Raw genomic sequence first — 13609 nt, 5'->3', positions numbered from 1 at the left:
AGTAGCGCAGGGAACCGGCGCAGCCGGCACCGACCCAGGGTCGCCTTCTTTTTGCCCACTTTTTCTTGGCGAAGCAAGAAAAAGTGAGACGCCCCGCAAGGGCGGAACCCCTGCAAATTCAGCGGAAAAGGCTAGATCAGCCCTTCCTCCCGCAGCGCCCTCTGCACCGCCGGCCGCGCCATAACCCGCTGATGGAACGCAGCCAGCGTCGGCCAAGGCGCCAGATCGATCTTGACGAATTTGGTCCAGTTAACCACCGTAAAAAGGTAGGCATCAGCCACGCAGAAATTGGCCCCGGTCAGGTATTCGCGACCGGCCAGCGCCTTTTCGACAAAACCGAAGCGCCGCTCGATATTGGCCAGGGCGGCTGCTTTCCAGTCGGCCGAGGCGTTCGGATTGAACAGCGGGCTGAAATTCTTGTGCAGCTCGGTGCCGATGAAGGTCAGCCACTCCTGGACGCGTGTCCGCTCCAGCGTTCCGGCCGGCGGCAGCAAGCCGGCCGATGGCTTCCGGTCGGCGAGGTACTGGACGATGGCCGGGCCTTCAGTGAGCAGGGAGCCGTCATCGAGTTGCACCGCCGGCACGTAGCCCTTGGGATTGATCGCGGTGTAATCCTGGCCATCGGCGGTCTGATGGGTGGACAGTTCAACCTTGACCAGTTCGTAGGGCAAAGCCAGTTCGCTCAGCACGATATGCGGGGAAAGGGAGCAGGCTCCCGTGGCGTAGTAAAGCTTCATGTCTTCTCCTTTATAAAACAGCAGCGCTAATTTCTTTGGGATAAAGCCGATCGTCGAAATCGCCCAGACTGGGAAATTGGATGGGCGTCAGATCATCGAGATGGCACAGACGTTCCCGATAATCGTCGAGCATGGCCTGCCGCGCCTCGGGCGAAACGTAGGGGACGTGATAGGCGACATAAGGCGGTAGCACCGTGAAGCCGCAGTAGGCCAGCGCACCGCGCATGATCGGGCGCAGCAAGGTGTCCATTTCGCCGTGGATGGCCTCGGAGCCGAACATGTGCGGCTGGCCGCCGAGCGACAGCGTCAGCATGGCCTTTTTGCCCTTCATGCCGCCCTGGTCGTAGAAACGTTTGCCGCCGTAGAAGTGGCCGGAGACGAAAACGCGGTCGATCCAGCCTTTGAGGATGGCCGGCACGGAGAACCAGAAAATCGGGAAATTGAAGATCAGCAAATCGCACCAGTCGACCTTGGCGATCTCGGCCTGGATGTCCGGGGCGATGCTGCCGGACTCGAAGCCCTTGCGTTGCTCGAGTGCGTAGACGCAGTAGTCCGGGTTGGTCGGCTCGGCGAAATCGGCCTGGGTGGCGACGGGGTTCCAGTTCATCGCATAGAGGTCGGACACCTGGACCTCGTGGCCGGCTTCGGTCAGCGTTTTGACGGCGAGGCCTTTGAGTGCGCTGTTGAAGGATTTGGCCTCGTAGTGGGCATGGACGATCAGGATTCTCATGAGTTTCTCTCAAATTATTTCGCTTCGGCCGCCAGGCGGCGCGCTTCGATTTCAGCCTGACGCAATGCGCTGGCCGGTACGCCACCGATACTCCAGTCAGACGGCGCCACCGGGACGATACCGCCCCGCACATTGGCGCGTGGCGCGCCGAGAATGTCGACGACGAGATCGGTGAAACCGCTGAGCAGGCGCTGGCGGTCGGCCTGGGAACGGCCTTCGAGGACGATGAAGGAAAAATACGGGGCGACCTGCGCGCGCCGGTTGACCAGTTGACCGCCGATGCAGACGTGCTGCGGCGGGTGTTCGGTGGCGAACACGCGGACGCGGTCAATCGGGCAGGCCAGCACTTCGGCAAACAGCGCACTGGCTTTGAGCAGCAGGGTTTCGACCTGAGCCGCTGCATGCTGCCCCTGGACGAGATGGAAGTTGAGAATCGGCATTTCGATTTTGGCCCTTTTTTACGGTAGACCGTGGCGACGGCCGGAATCGAGCATCAGGGAAGAACCCGTCATCGCCGAGGCTTCGGGCGCCAGCAACATTTCGAGCGCCCAGGCTATCTGGCCCGGTTCGGTAAAGGCGCCAATCGACGACTCGGCACGCATGCTGTCCATGACGGCTTCAACCGTCGTGCCGAGCATCCTGGCGCGATCCGCCGCCACCCGGCGCAGGCGCTCGGTATCGGCCGGGCCGGGTGCGACGAGGTGGGCCGTGACGCCACGCGCCCCGTAGGCCAGACTTATCTGGCGCACGACATTGACCAGCGCGGCATTGCCGACACCGGCTGCGGCGGCATAGGCAGTCGGTTCGAAACCGTAGTGACCGCCGATGGCGACCAATCTTGAATTTGGCATTAAATTCCGGTCGACCGCACGAACCAGTCGCAAAAAGCCGCCGACCTTGATATTGACCGCGTCGATCATCGCCTGGGTGGCGATGGTCAACACCCCACCCCCGACTGCCACGCCGGGGCCATGGACGACCATGCGCACGGGGCCGGGCAGCGCGGTCCGGATTGTCTCGATGGAAGCGTCATCGGAAATATCCGCCGCACAGGGCACCAGCCCCGGATTCTTCGCCGCCAGATCAGCCAGCGAGGCAGTGCTGCGCGCCACGGCCAGCACGCCCAGGCCACGCGCCAGAAAGCGCTCGACCATGACCGAACCGAAGGCGCCCGTGGCACCAACGACGACGACCCATTCCTTTGTTTCAGCCATTGCTCTCCACTCCAGATTCAAACAATCGGGAATGGCCGCAGCCATTCCCGCATCGACGGCTACCACGCCAGATCAGGCCGCAGCGTCCTTGAGCAGCCCGCGCTCCTTGGCCATGGTCATCGCCGTATCGACGATCATGTCTTCCTGTCCACCGATCATCTTCTTGCGCCCCAGCTCGACCAGGATGTCACGCGACGGCACGCCAAAACGCTCGGCCGCCCGCTTGGCATGGAGCAGGAAGGTCGAATAGACGCCGGCAAAACCCAGTGTCAGGGAAGAACGATCGACGCGAACCATGTGGTCCATCATCGGCACGATGATGTCCTCGGCCATATCCATCAGCTTGAACAGATCGCAACCCGTTTCGATGCCCATCCGCTCGCACACCGCGGCAAACACTTCCAAAGGGGTATTGCCGGCGCCAGCGCCCAGACCGGCCACCGACGCGTCGATACGGCTGGCGCCTTCTTCGATGGCAGCGATGGAATTGGCGATGCCCATGCCCATGTTGTGGTGGCCGTGGAAGCCGATTTCGGTTTCCGGTTTGAGCACCGCGCGCAGCGCCGCAACCCGCGCCTTGACGTCAGCCGGCAGCATGTAGCCGGCCGAGTCGGTGATGTACACCGTCTGCGCCCCGTAGGATTCCATGAGCTTGCCCTGCTGGGCCAGACCTTCCGGCGTATTGAGGTGAGCCATCATGAGGAAGCCGGTGGTGTCCATGCCGAGCTTGCGGGCGAAGGCGATGTGCTGCGGCGAGGTGTCGGCTTCAGTACAGTGGGTGGCGACGTGTACGCTGCGCGCGCCGCAGTCGTAGGCTGACTTGAGTTCCTTCATCGTGCCCAGGCCGGGGATAAGCAGCACCGAAATTTTCGCCTGCTTCATCTTCGACGCCACGGCGCTGATGTATTCCTCATTGCTGTGTGGCGCAAAACCATGCTGCAGCGAGTTGCCGCCCATGCCGGCGCCATGCGTCACCTGGATCAGCGGCACGCCGGCCTCATCGAGCGCCGTGGCGATGGTGGTCATCTGCTCGATGCTCATCTGCTCGCGCTTGGCGTGCATGCCATCGCGCAGGGACATGTCGTGGATGATGATCTTGCGACCCTTGAGACTTTGCTCGGCGCTCATGATGCGACCTCCGGTGACTTGAGCTGGATGGTGCCAGCAATGATTTCCTGGGCGAACATTTCGGCCGTGCGCGTCGCAGCGGCGGTCATGATGTCGAGATTGCCGGCGTATTTGGGCAGGTAATCGCCGAGTCCGGCGACTTCCATGAAGACCGTGACGCGCTTGCCGTCAAACAAGGGGCCATTGACCAGCCGGTAACCTGGCACGTACTTCTGCACTTCCTTGATCATTTCGAGGACCGACTCGGTGATACGCGCCTGATCCGGCTCTTCATCAGTCAGGCAGGAGATGGTGTTGCGCATCATCATCGGCGGCTCGGCCGGGTTGATGATGGCCAGCGCCTTGCCCTTGCGCGCACCGCCGACAATCTCGATGGCGTTCGAGGTGGTGTAGGTGAATTCATCGAGATTGGCGCGGGTGCCCGGACCAATCGATTTCGAGGCGAGGCTGGCGACGATTTCGCCGTAACCGACGGCCTGGATGCGCGACACGGCAAACACGATGGGAATCGTCGCCTGCCCGGCGCACGAAATCATGTTCACGTTCATTTCGACCTTTTCGGCATGCGCTTTAAGGTTGACCGGCGGCACGCACAGCGGGCCGATGGCGGCTGGCGTCAGGTCGATCATCATGACGCCCAGCTCGTTGAGCTTGCGCGAATTTTCGGCGTGCACGTAGGCGCTGGTCGCGTCGAAGGCGATCTGGATGTTGTCTTCCAGCACGTGCGGCAGCAGGCCATCGACGCCGGCCGCCGTGGTTTTCAGACCCATCTCGCGGGCGCGGGCGAGGCCTTCGGATTCGGGGTCGATACCGACCATCCAGACCGGCTCAAGGACGGGGCTGCGCTGGATCTTGTAGATCAGGTCGGTGCCGATGTTGCCGGAACCGATCAGCGCGCATCTGATTTTCTTCATGGTGCTTTTCTCCTGCCATGCTCGAGGCACGGCGGTGGTTTCGTGGGGAACTCTCCTCCCCCTTTATGTCCCGCAGGGACGGTATCCTTTGGGACAAGGGGGAGGTTGGGTGGGGGATAGGTGGCGCTTGACTGCAAAACCCATCCCCACCCCAGCCCTCCCCTTGAAGGGGAGGGAGTTAGTCGGGAGTCTTCGCGGCGGCTTCGGCCACCTGTTCCTGCTTGCGGCCGGCGGTAATGCCGCCAACCGAAAATTCTTCACTGCTGTGCTCGGTGATGAGCAGGCGAACCTGCTCCGGCCCCACGCCCAGCGTGCGCGTCACCGCTTCGGCCACCGCTTCGGCCACGGCGCGTTTTTGCTCATTGGTGCGCCCCTGCATGAGATGCATTTCTATGATTGGCATCCTTCGTCTCCTCCCTTGTTTTTATTCAATGAAGCGCATCGATACGCTGCCCAGTTCCTGGAAGCGCGCCACGATGCTGTCGCCCGGCTTGACCGGGATGGCTTCGGTGATTCCGCCGCTCATCACGAAGCTGCCGGCCGGCAATTCCTCGCCCAGTTCGGAAAGAATATTGACCAGCATGGCGATGGCTTCGGCCGGATGACCGAGCACGGCAGCCGAGGCGCCGAGGGTGACGATCTCGCCGTTCTTCTCCATGACGACACCGAGCGTGCGCAGGTCGATGTCGGCCGGATAACGGGCGCGGCCGCCGCCAACGAAGCGGGCCGAGGAACCGTTGTCGGCAACGACACTGGGCAGATCAAACTTGAAACCCGAGAAGCGCGAGTCGATGATCTCGACCGCCGGCAGCACGTAGTCGGTGGCGTCCAGCACATCCTGCCGCGTGCAGTTCGGGCCTTTCAGCGTCTTCTTCATGACGAAAGCGACTTCGCACTCGACGCGCGGGTGCACCAGATCGGAGGTCTTGATCGCCGAGTTTTCCGGGCGCGCCATGCGGTCGGTCAGGAAGCCGATGGACGGCACATTGACGCCCATCTGGATCATCTTGGCCTTCGAGGTCAGGCCGGCTTTCCAGCCGACCTGCTTGTGACCGGCAGCGAGGAAGCGGCGGCGCAGTTCAAGCTGCACGGCGTAGCCGTCGCCGATGGTCATGCCGGGATAGTCATCGGTCAGCTTGGGGATGGTGTAGGCGCCGCTCTGGGCACCTTCAACACGGTCACATAGGCGGGCGATGGCGTCGCGGCCGAGGGTGATGTCCATGCTCATGCTTTGCTCCTTCCGGAAAATTGGACTGAGCAGGTGCCGAGACCGCCCACCGTGCACACCAGTTCGTCGCCATCGACGACCGGCACCAGCGCCGACTGGGAACCGGAGAGAATGATTTCGCCGGCCTTGAAGGGAATGCCCAGTTCACCGAGCGTGTTGGCCAGCCAGGCCACGGCGTTGGCCGGCGAGCCCTGGACGGCAGCGCCGACGCCGGTCGAGAACAGTTCGCCGTTCTTTTCCAAGACCATGCCGGCCAGCGTGATGTCGAGCTTGCGCGGGTCGCCCCGGGTCTTGCCGAGCACATAAACGCCGCAGGAGGCGTTGTCGGCGACGGTGTCCTGGATCTTGATCTGCCAGTCGGTGATGCGCGAATCGACGATCTCGAAACAGGGCAGCACGTAGTCGGTGGCGCGAATCACGTCCATCGCCGTGATGCCCGGGCCTTTGAGGTCTGCCTTGAGGACGAAGGCCAGCTCCGCCTCGGCCTTGGGCTGGATCAGCGTGGCGAGATCGATGGTGTCGCCTTCCTGATAGACCATGCCGGAGAGCAACATGCCGAAATCGGGCTGATAGACGCCGAGAAAATCCTGCACCGGCTTGCTGGTCGCGCCGATCTTTTTACCGATGATCGTTTCGCCGGCCTGCACGCGGCGGGCGACGAAACGTTCTTGAATCTGATAGGCGTCCTCGATGCTGATGTCCGGCTCGCGCTCCAGCAACGGGCGGACCGGACGACAGGCGAGCCAGGCTTCGTAGAGTTCGTCGCCGTATTGCTTGATTTTTTCTTCGTTCATTTTGGCCTCAGAGCTTCACGCAAATGTTGCGGGTTTCGGTGTAAAACTCGAGCGAATGGACGCCACCTTCACGGCCGATGCCGGATTGCTTGGAGCCACCAAAGGCCGTTCGCAAGTCACGCAGGAACCAGCTGTTGATCCAGGTAATGCCGACTTCGACACGCGCCGCGACACGGTGGGCGCGGGCCAGATTGGTCGTCCAGATCGTCGTCGCCAGACCGTAGTCGTTGTCGTTGGCCTTGTTGATGACTTCGTCTTCGCTGTCGAAGGGGCTGATGTGGCAGCACGGCCCGAAAACCTCCTCGCGGACGACCGATGCCGTTTCCGGTAGGCCGGTCCAGATGGTTGGCTGCACCCAATGGCCGTCAGCCAGATCGGCCGGCATGGTCGGCACGCCGCCGCCGGTCACGACATTGGCACCTTCGGCCGCCGCCTTGGCGTAGTAGGACATGACCTTCTGCTTGTGCTCGGCGCTGATCAGCGGGCCGTAGTTGGCGTTCCTGTCGTCTGGACGGCCGAATTTGACAGCTTCGGCCTTGGCTTTCAGCGCCTGCACGAATTTGTCAAAAATTGGCCGCTCGACATAGACGCGCTCGGTGCCGAGGCAAACCTGCCCGGAGTTGAGGAAAGCCGAGCGGAAAATGCCGTCGACCGCCGCATCGAAGTCGGCATCGGCGAAAACGATGCCGGCGTTCTTGCCGCCCAGTTCAAACGACACATCGCGCATGCCCTCGGCGGCGGCCTTCATGATCGCCGTGCCGGTGCGCGTTTCGCCGGTGAAGGTAATGGCATCGACGAGCGGATGCTGGGTCAGGAATTCACCGGCCGAATTCGGGCCGAAACCGTGGATGACATTGAACACGCCTTTCGGGATGCCAACCGTATTCATCACTTCGCCAAGCAGCGTGGTGGTCAGCGGCGTTTCTTCGGACGGCTTGACGACGACGGTATTGCCGCAGGCCAGCGCCGGGCCGACTTTCCAGGTCATCAGCAGGAAAGGCGCATTCCACGGAGAAATGACGCCGACGACGCCTTTCGGGACGCGGATGGCGTAGTTCAGCGCACCAGCGCCGTCCGGCGTCGCCATCTGGAAGGATTCGCACGGGACGTTCTTGACGACGTCGGCGAAGACTTTGAAATTGGCCGCGCCGCGCGGGATGAACACATGGCGCATGACATGGTTGGGCTGGCCGGTGTCGGCCATTTCAGCGGCGACGAAGTCTTCGAAGCGGCGGGTGATTTCGTCGGCCACGCCGTAGAGCAGATCGACGCGCTGGTCGGTGGTCAGGCCGCCCCACACGCCGTGACGGGCGGCATGGGCAGCGCGCACGGCGGCGTCGACGTCGGCCTTGCCGGCCTTGGAAACGCGCGCAATGACTTGGTTGTCGAGCGGTGAACGCTTCTCGAAGGTCTTGCCTTCGACCCCCTCGACAAACTCACCGTTGATGAAATTCTTGATCAGTTGCACGGCATCTCCTCGCTTGGCTGCCCCCTCGTGGCGAGCAGGAATGGTGTTTGGTCATCGGGCCCGACCGAATGGAAATCAGTCTAGGGGTGGGATGCCAATACCGTCCAATACCTTATTTTCGGTTGGTTGATACCGGTTGGGTATCTTTTGAAATCGGGCGAAATTTCGGGTTGACCGTGGGTCGGGGCTGGCTTTGCCTTGCGGGCGGCGGTCCGGTTCGTTGGCTTGGGGTTCCGCCAGCAAGCGCGAAACCAGCGGTTGAGAAAGGGGGGGAACCGCAAGCCAATTCAATTCAGAAGGTTATCCGCGAATAGCCGGCTATTTTTCCCCCGCCGGATGCGCCACCTTCCGGCCGGACAGCCGATACGCCACCCGTGCCCGCGTCGTGCCAAGTATCTTGGCCGCCCCGGAAACATTCCCCTGCGCCAGATGCAGGGCTTGCCCGATGGCATCTTCCTCCAGGCCATCCAGTGAAAGCTTGCCAGAAGCGAGCGCATCCCGGAGCAGAGCCGACAGGTTCGGCGCGCCGGCCGGTTGTTCCGGTGGGCTGGCTGCAGCTTCCATCCGGGCCGGCTCGCGCCGGATATTCTCGCCGCTGGTAAATAGATGCGAAATGTCGATACCGCCATCTTCCGGCGCCAGAATGACGCCACGCTCGATCAGGTTTTCCAGCTCGCGGATATTGCCCGGCCACGAATAGAACAGCAGCGCTTCGAGCGCCGCCTCGGTGAAACCCGTCACCTTGCGCTTGTGCAGGGCGCAATAGCGGTTGAGGAAGTGTTCGACGAGCAGCAGGATGTCCTCCTTGCGCTCGCGCAGCGGCGGGATATTGACCGGGAAGACATTGAGCCGATAAAACAGGTCGTCGCGGAATTTGCCGGCCTCGACGAGATCGCGCAGATTTTCATTGGTCGCCGCCACGACGCGGACGTCGACCTGGCGCACCCGCGTGTCGCCGATGCGCTCGATTTCGCCTTCCTGCAGCGCCCGTAACAGCTTGCCTTGGGCGACCAGGCTCAGGGTGCCGATTTCGTCGAGGAAGAGGGTGCCGCCGTCGGCCCGCTCGAAACGCCCGGGGCGCGACTGGCTGGCGCCGCTGAAGCCGCCTTTTTCGACGCCGAACAGTTCAGATTCGATGAGTTGCTCGGGAATGGCCGCGCAGTTGATGGCGATGAAGGGCTGCTCGGCGCGGTCGCTGATGTTGTGCAGGGTGCGGGCAAATTGCTCCTTGCCGACCCCGCTTTCACCGAGGAAGAGCACCGTCGCCCGTGTCGGTGCGACGCGCTGGATCATGTGGCAGACGGTATTGAAGCCCGATGAAACGCCGACTAGATCGATCTTGTCGCTGACCGCGCCGGCATCGCTGCGCGGGAAGGAGAATTTCTTGCTGCTCGGGCTCTGGACGAAATCCTGGGCCTGCAGGTAACGAAAGTCGGCGTCCGGGTCATCCCACTGGTCGAGCGCCTTGCCGACAATCTTGCAGGTCGGGAAGCCCATGGCCTTGCACTCGACTTCGCGGACCAGCATCTGCCGACCGAGGAAGCTGCTCAGATAGCCGTTGGCGTAGCCTTGTTGCAGCCAGCATACCGGCGCGCTGCTCGTGCCGAAGGTGGCCAGGTGCTGCTCGGCCTCGGCCGAGTTGTGCCAGATGAATTCGCCGTAGAAATGGCCGGTTTCGACATCGACATCGAGCGCCAATGTTTCGACCGAGACGAAGCCTTCCAGCGCATGCATTTGCGGGCCGACCGCAAAGGCATCGAAATCGTTGCTGTCCGGGCGGATGCGGCGGACCATTTCGGCATCCCGCGTGCCGGACTGGTAGCCCATGCGGGTGATCAGGCCGCGCGCCTTCTCGATGCCAACCGTTTCGATCAGCTCGCGGCGGATGGCGCCGAGTGACGAGTTGTGGAGCAGTACCATGCGCCGGTCGTCGAACCAGACTTCGCCCTTGGCCGGAACAAAACGCAGGCGTGCGGCGAGGTCGTCGATGTCCGGCAGGCGATATTTGTCGTGGGCGCTCGGGCGCAGCAGGCGAATGCCCTTGTCGAGAGTCGATTTATGGCCGTTGTCCATGCCGGTTCCTTCGCTACGCTCGTCGTCTGCCTGCGGTTATTAGCCAGATTCGAAGCGCTGATTATCGCGCGTGGATCAATAGTTGGTGGCGCTTTTGCCGCTGGGTTCCGGCCGGTATTCCTGACGGAGTTGGGTGGTGGCGGCGGCGAGCAGGAGGGCGTCGACGCCGACCGCAATGAAGCGGGCGCCAGCTTCGAAATAGCGTTGAACGATGGCCTTGTCGCCGCACAGGACGCCGCCGCTCTTGCCGGCGGCCCGGGCTTTGTGCAGGCCGACTTCGATGGCTTCGATGATGCTCGGATGGTTCGACTGGCCGAGTAGGCCATACGAAGCGGCGAGGTCGGCGGCGCCGAAAAAGATGCCGTCGACGCCGTCGACCGTAAGAATCTCGTCAAGATTGTCGTAACCGAGCTTCGTCTCGACCTGCAGCAACAGGCACATCTGCTCGTTGGCCTGGGCGCTGTAATCGTGGATTCGACCCCAGCGCGAGGCGCGGGCCAGCGCCGCGCCAACACCGCGGATGCCTGCCGGCGGATAGCGCATGGCGCGGACCAGTCCGGCAGCTTGCTCGGCTGTTTCGACCATCGGAATGAGCAGGGTCTGGACGCCCGTTTCCAGCAATTGCTTGATCAGCACATGGTCGCCCTGCGGTGGTCGGACGATGGCGTGCGAGGGGTAGGGCTCGATGGCCTGCAGTTGGGCCAGAATGCTGCGCAGATCGTTGGGACCGTGCTCGCCATCGATGAGCAGCCAGTCGAAACCAGCTCCGGCGCAGATTTCGGCACTGAAGGTTTCGCTCAGTCCGAGCCACAGGCCAAGCAAGGTTTGGCCATTGCGCAGATCGGTTTTGAAGCTGTTACGAGGTATGTCCATGATCGGATAGGGTTCCGTTGTCTGTCGTCGCCCAAACGCCAATCGACGCCTCGTACGCAAGGCGGGGTTGGCTATCGTGGACGACAATCAATCAAAGCCCATCACTATGTAGGCTATGGGGCGTGCTGTCCAATACGGATTCATGAACCGATCAATACCCGTGCGGTATGTAAGCCGCGCGCCGGGCGGCTCACATCCCCGGGTAATGGTGGCCTATCCAGCCAAGAAATCCTCTTCGACCAGGAGCAGACCGATCACCCGTTGTGCCTTGCCTTTCGCTGTGTGCGGCTTGCGCTTCATGGGCTTAGCCAACGGCCCGGAAAAGCATGACTGCCGCGTTCAGCCGCGGATGGAGTCCGGCAGTTTGTCCTGGATCAGCTTGAGCAGCGGAGCGAAAACCTTGGGTGTGCCAGCTACCAGGTTGCCACTTTCCAGATAGGTGGCATCACCGCGCAGGTCGCTGACGAGACCGCCGGCTTCCGAGATCAGCAGAGCACCTGCCGCCATATCCCACGGTGAAAGGCCGAATTCCCAGAAACCGTCGTACCGGCCGCAGGCGACATAGGCAAGGTCAAGCGAGGCGGCGCCGGGGCGACGCTGGCCAGCCGTCTTCTGGGCCAGTTCCTTGAAGATCGCGATATAGGTGTCGATGTGATCAAACATCCGGTAGGGGAAACCGGTGCCGATCAGTGAATCCTTTAGCTTGTTACGCTTTGAGACGCGGATTCGGCGTTCGTTGAGGAACGCGCCGGCGCCTTTGCTGGCGGTAAATAGCTCGTTGCGGTTGGGGTCGAACACAACGGCTTGCTCAATCACGCCACCCTTGGCCAGGGCGATGGAGACGGCATATTGCGGCATGCCATGGATGAAGTTGGTGGTGCCATCAAGCGGATCGATGATCCACTGGAACTCAGCCTCATTGCTGCCCTTGCCGGCGGTCTCGCCGGACTCCTCTGCTAGAATGCCGTAGCTCGGATAAGCTTCCATCAGGATTTCGATGATCGCGGCTTCGGCCGCTTTGTCGACTTCGGTAACAAAGTCGTTGGGCTGTTTGGTGGTGACTTTGATCAGGTCCAGGTCGTTGGAGGCGCGATTGATGATCTGGCCAGCACGGCGCGCTGCCTTGATGGCGATATTCAGAGTTGGATGCATGAGCTTAAAGAGCTGACGGGGGGCCGAAACCGCCCGATTTATATTGGAAAGATCGAATTTTACACCATGAACCCTGAAGTCCTGCTTTCGCGTATCAGAGTGGTGCTGTGTCGAACAAGTCATCCTGGCAATATCGGTGCAGCAGCTCGGGCGATGAAGACAATGGGCTTATCGAATCTCTATCTGGTTGAGCCGAAGCAGTTTCCGGATCCGGAAGCTGACGCGCGGGCGACTGCTGCGGTCGACGTGCTGAAAAAGGCAAAAATCACCTCATCGCTTAAAGAGGCGCTGGTTGGAGCCTCATTTGTCGTCGCGTTATCGGCGCGTCAGCGCGACATCGGGCCGTCAATCGGTGCGCCGCGTGAAACGGTGGCGCGTCTTCTTGCCGAAGCGGGGCAGGGCGAAGTGGCGCTGGTCTTCGGCAATGAAACGGTTGGCCTGAGCAATGAAGAAATCCTGCATTGCCAAGCTGCCGTGACGATTCCAACCAACCCCGAGTTCAGTTCGCTGAACCTTGGTTCAGCTGTGCAAGTCCTTAGTTATGAATGCCGGATGGCTGCCTATGCCGAGCAGCCCCCCTTGCTCGAACAGGGCGTTACCCCGTTTGCGTCTCCGGTCGCGACCCACGACGAGGTGGAGGGGTTGTATTCGCATTTGGAAACGGTAATGACCGAGACCGGCTTTTTCAATCCGGAGCAGCCCGGGCGATTGTTGCCAAAGTTGCGCCGCTTGTTCGGACGGGTTCGCCTGGAAAAAGACGAGATCAATATCCTGCGTGGTGTTCTGGCTTCCACTCAGGTTAAAACCGGGCACGGCCGCAAGCGCTAGATGGGTTCAGGCAAAAGAACCGCGCATCTCTGCAGCCAGAGCATCGATTTCAGGGCGCAGGTGGCCGTATTTTTCCTCCAGCAGAGCTATTTCTGAAGGCATCTCCGGCTGGTCCTGCATTAACCATTCGAAGTGTCCGCCACTCAGCATGTTGGCGATATAGACGATGTCCGATAGATTGCGGATAGTCGTCGGCGCTGGTCGCATGTGATCATGGTCGATCGTTGCTTCGACAATTTCGTCAGGTAAGCCCAAGGCATTGAGCAGGGAAACGCCAATACTTTCGTGCCACTGGACGATCAGGTACTTCACGCTGTCCGGGCGATGGCGAAGTTCTTCATACTGGGTGGCGCGATAGAGCATGTAGAAGGCGCCGAGATCGTGGATCAATCCAGCCAGCAAGGCTTCGTCAGGGTTTTGTCGGGTCATCCGGCGAGCAAGAATATTCGCCGCAGCAGCACTATTGATCG

14 protein-coding genes and 1 pseudogene are annotated in these 13609 nt (G+C 61.5%); 1 reads left to right on the top strand and 14 read right to left on the bottom strand.

Annotated elements, in window-relative coordinates; translation table 11 throughout:
* Nucleotides 1-131: 131 nt before the first annotated feature.
* The 13 genes and pseudogenes from gstA to ADADOO_RS10880 all read right to left on the bottom strand — a co-directional run bounded on the left by gstA (nt 132) and on the right by ADADOO_RS10880 (nt 12311).
* Nucleotides 132-737, bottom strand: coding sequence for a glutathione transferase GstA (gstA, locus tag ADADOO_RS10940; RefSeq protein WP_511277498.1), 606 nt, complete (start codon nt 735-737; stop codon nt 132-134).
* Nucleotides 738-747: 10 nt separating this feature from the next.
* Nucleotides 748-1467: an NAD(P)H-dependent oxidoreductase gene (locus ADADOO_RS10935; RefSeq protein WP_511277497.1), complete on the bottom strand. Its 720-nt coding sequence runs from the start codon at nt 1465-1467 to the stop codon at nt 748-750.
* 14 nt (nt 1468-1481) lie between these two features.
* Complete coding sequence (locus ADADOO_RS10930) at nt 1482-1907, bottom strand: tautomerase family protein (RefSeq protein ID WP_511277495.1); 426 nt, start codon at nt 1905-1907, stop codon at nt 1482-1484.
* Between the two features lie 18 nt (nt 1908-1925).
* Nucleotides 1926-2681 (bottom strand): SDR family oxidoreductase, encoded by a 756-nt coding sequence (locus ADADOO_RS10925; protein ID WP_511277494.1) that lies wholly within the window; start codon nt 2679-2681, stop codon nt 1926-1928.
* A 72-nt stretch (nt 2682-2753) separates the two neighbouring features.
* Nucleotides 2754-3809 carry a 4-hydroxy-2-oxovalerate aldolase gene (gene dmpG / locus ADADOO_RS10920; protein WP_511277492.1) on the bottom strand — a complete coding sequence of 352 codons (1056 nt, stop codon included), beginning with the start codon at nt 3807-3809 and terminating at the stop codon, nt 2754-2756.
* The gene (locus ADADOO_RS10915) at nt 3806-4723 is read right to left on the bottom strand and encodes an acetaldehyde dehydrogenase (acetylating) (protein WP_511277490.1); all 918 of its coding nucleotides are present in this window, start codon (nt 4721-4723) and stop codon (nt 3806-3808) included. Before ADADOO_RS10915 ends, dmpG begins: the two co-directional genes overlap by 4 nt.
* A 178-nt stretch (nt 4724-4901) precedes the next feature.
* Nucleotides 4902-5129: pseudogene (locus ADADOO_RS10910) on the bottom strand (tautomerase family protein); the annotation flags it as partial.
* Nucleotides 5130-5147: 18 nt separating this feature from the next.
* Nucleotides 5148-5951 (bottom strand): 2-oxo-3-hexenedioate decarboxylase, encoded by an 804-nt coding sequence (gene dmpH / locus ADADOO_RS10905; protein WP_511277488.1) that lies wholly within the window; start codon nt 5949-5951, stop codon nt 5148-5150.
* On the bottom strand, nt 5948-6745 hold the full coding sequence (gene dmpE, locus ADADOO_RS10900; protein WP_511277487.1) for a 2-oxopent-4-enoate hydratase: 798 nt from the start codon (nt 6743-6745) through the stop codon (nt 5948-5950). Before dmpE ends, dmpH begins: the two co-directional genes overlap by 4 nt.
* A gap of 7 nt (nt 6746-6752) precedes the next feature.
* A complete protein-coding gene (locus ADADOO_RS10895; RefSeq protein ID WP_511277485.1) occupies nt 6753-8213 on the bottom strand; it encodes a 2-hydroxymuconic semialdehyde dehydrogenase in 1461 nt (486 codons plus the stop codon).
* Nucleotides 8214-8531: 318 nt separating this feature from the next.
* A complete protein-coding gene (locus ADADOO_RS10890) occupies nt 8532-10286 on the bottom strand; it encodes a sigma 54-interacting transcriptional regulator (RefSeq protein WP_511277483.1) in 1755 nt (584 codons plus the stop codon).
* 75 nt (nt 10287-10361) lie between these two features.
* Complete coding sequence (locus tag ADADOO_RS10885) at nt 10362-11159, bottom strand: aldolase/citrate lyase family protein (RefSeq protein ID WP_511277482.1); 798 nt, start codon at nt 11157-11159, stop codon at nt 10362-10364.
* 339 nt (nt 11160-11498) lie between these two features.
* Nucleotides 11499-12311 carry an inositol monophosphatase family protein gene (locus tag ADADOO_RS10880; RefSeq protein ID WP_511277481.1) on the bottom strand — a complete coding sequence of 271 codons (813 nt, stop codon included), beginning with the start codon at nt 12309-12311 and terminating at the stop codon, nt 11499-11501.
* 66 nt (nt 12312-12377) lie between these two features.
* On the opposite strand from ADADOO_RS10880, the gene ADADOO_RS10875 reads away from it, so the two are divergent.
* Complete coding sequence (locus ADADOO_RS10875) at nt 12378-13139, top strand: RNA methyltransferase (RefSeq protein WP_511277479.1); 762 nt, start codon at nt 12378-12380, stop codon at nt 13137-13139.
* Between the two features lie 6 nt (nt 13140-13145).
* On the opposite strand, the gene ADADOO_RS10870 is transcribed toward ADADOO_RS10875, so the two are convergent.
* On the bottom strand, nt 13146-13609 hold a 464-nt coding region (locus ADADOO_RS10870; protein WP_511277477.1), incomplete at its 5' end, for an HDOD domain-containing protein.

It is taken from the genome of Azonexus sp., from assembly GCF_036170495.1.
In the GTDB taxonomy this organism is placed as follows: Bacteria; Pseudomonadota; Gammaproteobacteria; order Burkholderiales; family Rhodocyclaceae; genus Azonexus.
This window is presented reverse-complemented; position numbering and strand designations above follow the sequence as displayed.

Excerpts from the sequence above, each read along its gene's own strand:
- ADADOO_RS10930 (WP_511277495.1), bottom strand. The coding sequence starts at position 1,907 with ATGCCGATTCTCAACTTCCATCTCGTCCAGGGGCAGCATGCAGCGGCT.
- ADADOO_RS10915 (WP_511277490.1), bottom strand. The coding sequence starts at position 4,723 with ATGAAGAAAATCAGATGCGCGCTGATCGGTTCCGGCAACATCGGCACC.
- ADADOO_RS10875 (WP_511277479.1), top strand. The coding sequence starts at position 12,378 with ATGAACCCTGAAGTCCTGCTTTCGCGTATCAGAGTGGTGCTGTGTCGA.
- dmpG (WP_511277492.1), bottom strand. The coding sequence starts at position 3,809 with ATGAGCGCCGAGCAAAGTCTCAAGGGTCGCAAGATCATCATCCACGAC.
- ADADOO_RS10880 (WP_511277481.1), bottom strand. The coding sequence starts at position 12,311 with ATGCATCCAACTCTGAATATCGCCATCAAGGCAGCGCGCCGTGCTGGC.
- dmpE (WP_511277487.1), bottom strand. The coding sequence starts at position 6,745 with ATGAACGAAGAAAAAATCAAGCAATACGGCGACGAACTCTACGAAGCC.
- ADADOO_RS10935 (WP_511277497.1), bottom strand. The coding sequence starts at position 1,467 with ATGAGAATCCTGATCGTCCATGCCCACTACGAGGCCAAATCCTTCAAC.
- gstA (WP_511277498.1), bottom strand. The coding sequence starts at position 737 with ATGAAGCTTTACTACGCCACGGGAGCCTGCTCCCTTTCCCCGCATATC.
- ADADOO_RS10925 (WP_511277494.1), bottom strand. The coding sequence starts at position 2,681 with ATGGCTGAAACAAAGGAATGGGTCGTCGTCGTTGGTGCCACGGGCGCC.
- ADADOO_RS10885 (WP_511277482.1), bottom strand. The coding sequence starts at position 11,159 with ATGGACATACCTCGTAACAGCTTCAAAACCGATCTGCGCAATGGCCAA.
- dmpH (WP_511277488.1), bottom strand. The coding sequence starts at position 5,951 with ATGAGCATGGACATCACCCTCGGCCGCGACGCCATCGCCCGCCTATGT.
- ADADOO_RS10890 (WP_511277483.1), bottom strand. The coding sequence starts at position 10,286 with ATGGACAACGGCCATAAATCGACTCTCGACAAGGGCATTCGCCTGCTG.